Annotated in this window: 5 protein-coding genes; 2 read left to right on the top strand and 3 right to left on the bottom strand. The window is 70.4% G+C overall.

Annotated features, from left to right (window positions below; all coding sequences use genetic code 11):
* Nucleotides 1-307: 307 nt before the first annotated feature.
* Both AC4GYY_RS16065 and alr read right to left on the bottom strand, forming a co-directional pair.
* A complete protein-coding gene (locus AC4GYY_RS16065; RefSeq protein ID WP_491122003.1) occupies nt 308-2386 on the bottom strand; it encodes a S9 family peptidase in 2079 nt (692 codons plus the stop codon).
* Nucleotides 2387-2451: 65 nt separating this feature from the next.
* A complete protein-coding gene (gene alr / locus AC4GYY_RS16060; protein ID WP_491122002.1) occupies nt 2452-3477 on the bottom strand; it encodes an alanine racemase in 1026 nt (341 codons plus the stop codon).
* Nucleotides 3478-3590: 113 nt separating this feature from the next.
* Between alr and AC4GYY_RS16055 the strand changes: the two genes are divergently transcribed.
* Both AC4GYY_RS16055 and AC4GYY_RS16050 read left to right on the top strand, forming a co-directional pair.
* Complete coding sequence (locus AC4GYY_RS16055) at nt 3591-4577, top strand: NAD(P)H-dependent flavin oxidoreductase (RefSeq protein WP_491122037.1); 987 nt, start codon at nt 3591-3593, stop codon at nt 4575-4577.
* Nucleotides 4578-4685: 108 nt separating this feature from the next.
* Nucleotides 4686-5354 (top strand): hypothetical protein, encoded by a 669-nt coding sequence (locus tag AC4GYY_RS16050; RefSeq protein WP_491122000.1) that lies wholly within the window; start codon nt 4686-4688, stop codon nt 5352-5354.
* Nucleotides 5355-5357: 3 nt separating this feature from the next.
* On the opposite strand, the gene AC4GYY_RS16045 is transcribed toward AC4GYY_RS16050, so the two are convergent.
* On the bottom strand, nt 5358-7802 hold the full coding sequence (locus tag AC4GYY_RS16045; protein ID WP_491121998.1) for a TonB-dependent receptor: 2445 nt from the start codon (nt 7800-7802) through the stop codon (nt 5358-5360).
* Nucleotides 7803-7852: the final 50 nt, after the last annotated feature.

The raw sequence follows: 7852 nt of genomic DNA, 5'->3' as shown, positions 1-7852 counted from the left end.
CTGGCTTTAACCGATCCTCCAGCGCCCCAAGAACGCCAGAAACCGGAGCCGCCGCCCACATGTCCCTTCATCTCACCAACAATGTCAAAGAGCCGACAAAAATCGACGCTAAAGCCTCGCCCAACTTTCGATGGGAGACCCCAGTGCCGAATTTGCGTGTCCCAAAGAAGCGAACGATCTCGTCCGCCCCGCCGGTGGAGCGCATCTAGGGGGACCGGGCCGAGGCGTCAAACCCTTTTTTGCGATTTTCTTTCAGCCCGCGACGGTCGCGCCCGCGCACCGCGGTCCTCGGCCGGCGCCGGCCGGCTCACCGCCCGAGCTCCCGCTCGAAGAATCGCACCGTCGCGGCGTCCGCGCGAAGCCAGTCGGCATGACGCAGGAAGCCGTGGATCTCGTTCGGCAGCACCAGTTCCTCGTAGCGCACCCCGGCGGCGCTCAGCCGGTTGGCGAGATCGATCGTCTGGTTGAACCGCACGTTGCGGTCGTCATCGCCGTGGATCAGCAGCACGGGGGACCGCCAGTGGGCGACATCGGCGACCGGCGAACTCTCGAACGCGGTCTTGAGCGCCGCGTCCCAATCCCCTTTCTCGTGACGATCGGCGGGCTTCGCCTCCTCCGCCAGCGTGCGCGACCAGTCGTGGACGCCGTGAAGATCGACCCCTGCCCTGAACGTGGCGGAATCGCGAGCGAGCGCAAGCGCGGTCAGATAGCCGCCGTACGAGCCGCCCCAGATCCCGATCCGCGCCGGGTCCACCGTCGGCAGCGACTGCAGGTATTTCGCCCCCGCCTGCACGTCGCGGTACTCGGCCGCCCCCGCAAAGCCGGCTCCCGCCGGATGCTGGAAGGCGCGGCCATAACCGATGCCGAGCCGATAATTGACGGAGAGGACCGTGAAGCCGCGGGACGCCAGATATTGGTTCACCGCATAAGCGTGCGCGTAATAGTCCATGTACGGGAAGCCGAGCAGCATCTGCCGCATCGGTCCCCCGTGGACGAAGACGATCGCCGGGCCTCTCGCCGCGCCGGCCGGGGCGAAGAGCTGGCCGTGGACGATCAGTCCGTCCGCCGCCTTGAACGTGACCCGGCGCGGGGTGACGGTCGGCGCCGCATAAGCGGCGGGCGGCCCGACCACCCCTCCCCCGCTCAGCCGCACCTCCCCGGCCTCAGCGGCCCCCGCGCCGACGAAGGCGACGCGCCCGCCCCCGGCCTCGACCGGGGTCCATTCGAGCCCGTCTCCCCGGGTCAGCGCCACCGCCCCCGCACGGCCGACCGCCACGCGGAAGACGTGCCGGCGATCGTCGTCCTCGACCGCTGGGCCGCTGTTCGCGTCGAACATCACGCTCGCCCGGTCGCGAGACAGCGTCGCATGTTCGACCATGAAGTCGCCGGGCGTCAGCAGCGTCGGCTCGCCGCCTGCCGCCGCGATCGAATAGAGGTGAGGCCAGCCGTCGAGCTCGGCGCGGAACACCAGCCGATCGCCCGCCGCCCACATCAGCGCCGCGCCGTCCGCGATCGAACCGGGGAAGGAGCCCGCCAGAGTAAGCGGGCTGCGCCACACGGGCGCGCCCTCGCCGCTCGTGCCGTCGGCGACGACGATCGACCACGGCTGCGGCGTCTCGGTCAGGAACGGGATCGGGGCGCCCGCATCGCCGGGCCGCCGGACGAAGACGATCCTTCGGCCGTCCGGCGACCAGACCGGCGCGGTATCGAACCCGGTCGACGGGGCCAGCCACACGATCGGCCTGTCCGCGCCCGACCAGATCCCGACGAACGCATGGTCGCCGCGACCGGAAACGAAGGCGAGCCGCGTCCCGTCGGGCGACCAGGCGAGGTCGGAGGCCTTGCCGCGATCCGCGACGATCTGCACGGGCTTCGAACCCCGCGCCGGATCGACGCTCCAGACCTGGCCGTCGCGCAGATAGGCGATACGGCCGGTCGCGGAGATCACCGGCGCGTCGCCTTCCGCGACGAGCGTCGCCGCGCCGCCGGCGGTCAGCGCGGACCAGATCTCCAGCTTTGCCGACGCGGTCGCGCCCGCCGGATTGGGCTCGCCCTTGACGGGCCAGTTCGCGTCATGGTCGCCGCCGCGGACCCACACCGCCCGGCGGCCGTCAGGGCTGAGGCCGAGCCACGACAGCTCCTGCCCGTCGTCGACGCCGCTCCCGCCCAGCCGCGTCGCTCGGTAGGCGGGAGCCGCCGCCGTCCAGACCGTGCGAACGCCCTTCTCGACCGTGATCCATGCGATCCGATCCGCGCTCGCCGCTGCGACGAGCCCGGTCGGGAAGGAGTAAGCGAGCGCCTGCTCGAGCCCGGGCGGCGGCGCCTCGCCGGCGAGCGCGCCCGCAGGGGCGAGCGCCAGCAGCAGGATCGGCCAGAAAGCGCGCATCACGGTCCCCCCTCGTTTGCGGCCAGCCTAGCGCCATCCTCCGCGCTGGCAATCGGGGCCAACGCTCAGCGCCACACGCGCTCGAGCCGATCGCCCAATCCCGTCAGCAGCTCGTACTGCGACACCCCCGAAGCCGCCGCCTCGCGCTGAAGGTCGTAGTCGAGCGGCAGCCAGTCGCCCTCGCCCGCGTCCACACCGGTCACGTCGACCGCGACGAGGTCCATCGACACCCGTCCGAGCACCGGCAGCCGCACATCGCCCGAGCGTGCCGCCCCGACGTTCGAGAAGGCGCGCCGGTAGCCGTCGGCATAGCCGATGTTGAGGATCGCGACGTCGGTGTCGGCGGAAGCGGTCCATGTCGCATTGTAGCCCACGGTCTCGCCCGCCGGCACGCGCCGCCGCTGGAGCACCTGCGCCGCCGGCGTCGCGACCTGCCGGACCAGCTTCAGCTCGGCGCGCGGTACGCCGCCGTAGAGCGCGAGGCCGGGCCGCGTCAGATCGAAGGCGTAAGCCTCGCCGAGCCCAATCCCGGCCGAATTGGCGAGGCTCATCCGCCTGGCCGAGGTCCGGCCCGCCAGCGCGGCGAAGCGCGCACGCTGCGCCGCGTTCATCGGCGACTCCTCGTCGGCGCAGGCGAGATGGCTCATCAGCGTGTCGATCGCGAGGCCGTCGAGCAATCCGTCCGCGATCTCCGTCGCCGACACGCCAAGCCGGTTCATCCCGGTGTCCACCATGACATCGCAGGCGCCGACGCCGGCCTCACGCCACCGCGCGACCTGCGCCGCGGTCGAGAGCACCGGCCGGACGTGCGCGGGCAGCCCCGCGGCCATGTCCTCGGCGCGGACGCCGTGGAGGACCCTTACCGACGGCGTGAGATCGGCGATCGCCGCCGCCTCGCGCCACGTCGCGACGAACACGTCGCGGCACCCCGCCGCCGTCAGCCGCGCGACGACTTCGCGCGCACCAAGGCCATAAGCGTCGGCCTTCACCGCCGCGCCGCACGCCGCACGTGCGCTCATCCGCGCGAGCAGCCGCCAATTGTGGACCAGGGCGTCGGCGTCGAGCAGCAGGCGACAGGGAGACGGGATCATCGCGCTCCCATCCCGAAGCGCCGCGCCCTTGTCAAAGCCGGGAGCGCCGCTAACCGACAGGCATGATGACCCGATCGAACGAGACCATCGGCGCCGAGCGCCTCCGGCGGCGCATGGCCCGCGGTGCCGCCTTCCTCGGCAGCGAGGTCGCGATCCTCGGCGGCGCGATGTCCTGGGTGTCGGAACGCAACCTCGTCGCCGCCATCTCGAACGCGGGCGGGTTCGGGGTGATCGCCTGCGGAGCGATGACGCCGGCGCTGCTTCGCACCGAGATCGCGGGAACGCAGGCGCTGACCGCCAGGCCGTTCGGGGTCAATCTCATCACCATGCACCCCCAGCTGATGGAGCTAATCGCGGTCTGCGGCGAGGCGGGCGTCGGCCATGTCGTCCTCGCCGGTGGGCTTCCGCCCAAGGGCTCGCTCGAGGCGATCAAGGCGACGGGGGCGAAGGTGATCTGCTTCGCGCCGGCGCTGTCGCTCGCAAAGAAGCTGATCCGCTCCGGCGTCGATGCGCTCGTGGTCGAGGGCATGGAGGCGGGTGGGCATATCGGCCCGGTCTCGACCAGTGTGCTCGTCCAGGAGATCCTGCCCGAGGTGGCGGAGCAGGTGCCGGTATTCGTCGCCGGCGGGATCGGCCGGGGCGAGGCGATCGCGGGCTATCTCGATCAGGGCGCGGCGGGGGTCCAGCTCGGGACCCGCTTCGTCTGCGCGACCGAGTCGATCGCGCATCCCAACTTCAAGCGCGCGTTCCTCCGCGCCTCGGCACGCGACGCCGTGGCGAGCGTCCAGCTCGATCCGCGCCTCCCCGTCATCCCGGTCCGCGCGCTCAAGAATGCGGGCTCGGAGCTGTTCACCGCCAAGCAGCGCGAGGTCGCCGCATCGCTCGACGAGGGCGCGCTGGCGATGGCCGAGGCGCAGCTCCAGATCGAACATTATTGGGCCGGCGCGCTGCGCCGCGCGGTGATCGACGGCGACATCGAACATGGCAGCGTCATGGCGGGACAGTCGGTCGGCATGGTGACCAGGGAGGAGCCGGTCGCCGCGATCCTCGCCGAGCTGATCGGCGAGGCCGCGCACGCCCTGGAGCGTCGGTCCACATAGGCGCCTGACCGCGCGCCGTCCCCGGATCTCAGGCGGACGGACAAAGCTAACCCGATCTTCACCTTGTGCCGCGAGGATCGCCGAACCCGTTCGATCAGAGGTTCGCCGATGTTCCTGTTCCGCCCCCCGGTCCTCGCCGCCATGATCCTGATCCTCGCCGGGTGCGCGCGTCACCGCGAGCCGCTCGCGATCGAGCCGGCGCCCGCGCCCGTCGTCGCGCTCGCCCCGGTCGCCCCGCCGCCGGTCTCCGCGATCAACCGGGGGCTCTCGCCCGCGGCGACCGTGTGGCACCTGCGCGTCGCGCTCAACGTCGCCGCGCTCGCCTGTCGCGGCGGGCCGGAGATGCAGATCATCGCCGACTATAATGCGCTGCTGCGGTCGCAGAAGGCGCCGCTCGCGGCGGCACAGGCGGCGATGGCCGACGAGTTCAAGCGCCGCGGCGGCGACTGGCAGGACGCGCAGGACGACGCGATGACGCGGCTCTACAATTTCTTCTCGCAGGCGCAGGCGCGCGACGCCTTCTGCGCCGCCGCCGCCGACGTGCTCGCCCGCACCCGCACGCTCGCCGAGCCCGAACTCGGCGGCTTCGCGCAGGCGAGCCTGATGGTCCTCGACGCGCCGTTCGCCCAGATGGGCCAGCCGCGCGCCGTCCCCGCGACGATGCTGGTCGCCGCGGCGTCCGCGCCGGTCTATGCGGTCGCGAACGCCCCGGCGCCCGCCTCCGCTCCCGCCCAGGCGCCGCGACTGGGCGTCAACGTCGCGGCGCTCGGCGAGTAGCCGTCAGAAGTTCACCCGCCCGGTGACGCCGTAGTAACGGTCGGCGTCGCGCGGGATGATGTAGCGGAACGACCCGCCCGGCCCGCCGCTGGTGATCGCGGATGCGAAGCTCTCGTCGGTCAGGTTCTTGACCTGGAAGGTCAGGCGGTAGCGGTCGTTCGCGTCGACCACGCCGGCGGAGAGGTCGATCAGCCCGTACCCGTGGATCGTCGCGAAGTCGCGGATCACGGGGTTGGCGTCCAGCTGCGAGAGCTGCTTCGACTGGTACGAACCCTGCGCGCCGAGCGCGATGTCGATCGGGCCGTCGGTGCGCCAGCGATAATCGGCCGAGAGCGATCCCTTCCACTTGGGCGCATAGCCGAGCGGAGTGCCGGAGGCGATCACGCCCGTCGTCACGCCGTTGGTCGGCACCTTGAACTGGTCGATATGCGCGTCGGTGTAGGCGACCCCGCCCGAGAAGGTCAGGTCGCGCACCGGCTGGTAGAGCAGGTCCAGCTCGCCGCCGCGGGTCGACACGTCGCCCGCGTTGGTGAAGCGGGTCACGAGCACGCCGGCGACGATGTCGGGATTGTTCGCCTGGAAATTGTGGTATTTGGCGTAATAGCCGGCGAGGTTGATCACCAGCTTGCCGCCGAGCAGCGTGTTCTTGAGCCCGATCTCGTAGCTGTCGGCGGTCTCCGGCTCGATCACGTTGGTGCCGGTCGCGGTCAGGTTGTAGAAGATGTTGAACGCCGGCCCCTTATATCCGCGCGAATAGGTCGCATAGGCGGTCGACTGGCGGACGATGTCGTACTGAAGGCCCGCCTTGCCCGACCAATTGTCGTTGGTCGTCTTGCCCTGGAACGGCACGCCGTTGGAGGCGGCGATCGCCTGGGTCTGGGCGACGGTGGGCGACACGCCGCTCGCGACCAGCGCATTATACTGGTTGAACACGCCCTGGTCGAAGTTCGGGTTGATCCCCGGACCCGCAAGCAGCGTGGTCCGGCTGTGGTACACGTCCAGCTGATCAGAGGTGTACCGGAACCCGCCGATGGCGCGCAGCGTATCGGTGAAGTTCAGCGTCCCCTGCCCGAAGAAGGCGAGGTTCTTGAACACCGATCCGAACGCCGCGGTGCCGGTCGGCTGCGTCACCGTCAGTCCGGGCGTCGCGCACGGCGTCAGGACCGTCACCGCCGTCGCCGAGGTGCAGACGATGTCGTTGCGCGTGAAGACGCGGTCGGTCTGCGCGCGCGAGTAGAAGGCGCCGATCACGTAGGAGAAGAACTGCCGCGCCGGGCTGGTCAGCCGGATCTCCTGGGTAAAGGTGTTTGAGGTCTGCGGACCGAAGTCGTGGAGCTGGTTGAACCCGACATAGGCCTGCGGCAGGAAGTCGCCGTCGCGGATCTCGGTATTGTCGTACTCGCGGTAGCTGCCGATGTAGGTGACGGTCTGGGTGCCCAGCGTCCAGTCCGCCTGCCCCGACACGCCCCAGCTCTTCTCGAGGGTCGAGGTGACAAGGTCCTGCGCCAGCGCCCGCGTCTTGTCGCCGCGCGGGGTCGGCAGCGCTGCGAACGGCAGCGATGCGGCGGGGTTGGTCGGCGTCTTGCCCGTCGCCGTGTCGATCGGCCCCGTGCCGATCACCTCGCCGCAGCAATCGTCGTCCGACTTGCGATAGTCGGCGATGAAGGTCAGCGTCAGGTCGGGGGTCGGTTCGGCGACCAGCACGCCGCGCACGCCGTAATGCTCGTAGCCGTTGACGCGCGTGCCGTACACGGTGTTGCGGAGATTGCCGTCGTAATTGCCGTAGAAGCCGGTGACGCGCGCCGCCACCCCGGTCGCCAGCGGCAGGTCCAGCGCGCCGCGGACGCGGTATTCGTTGCCGTTGTCGAAGTAATAGGCACCCTCGACGAAGCCGCCGAACTCGGTTCCAGGGCGCTTGGTCACGATGTTGATCACGCCCGCCGACGTGTTCTTCCCGAACAGCGTGCCCTGCGGCCCGCGCAGCACTTCCAGCCGGTCGATGTCGATGAGATCGCTGAACGCCTCGCCCGCGCGGCTGTACACGACGCCGTCGACCACCGTCGAGATCGAGGGCTCGCCCGCGATCGAGAAGGTCGAGGTGCCGACCCCGCGCAGGAACAGCGACTGGTTGATCGCCGTGCCCGACTTGCGGAAGTTGAGCGTGGGGACGAGATATTGCGCCGCCTCCAGGTTGACGGCGCCCTTCGCCGCGATCGCGTCACCCGAGATCACCGACACCGCGACCGGCACGTCCTGGAGCCGCTCCGACCGCTTCTGCGCGGTCACCACGATTTCGCCGGGCGTCGCCTGCTCGTCGGTCTGGGTCGCGTCCGCGGGCGGGGTCGCGACACCCGCGTCCGCGTTCACGCCAGCAGTCGTCGTGTCCTGCGCAAAGGCGGGGGTCGTGAGCGCGAGCAGCGCCGCACCGGTCAGCAGAATCGTCTTCATCTCGTGTCCTCTCAATCCCCACCTTCCTAGTGGGTGATAATTGATCTGTC

It is taken from the genome of Sphingomonas sp. SP6 (assembly GCF_058313435.1).
The sequence above is the reverse complement of the archived record's forward strand: the minus strand, read 5'-3'. Positions and strand labels throughout refer to the sequence as shown.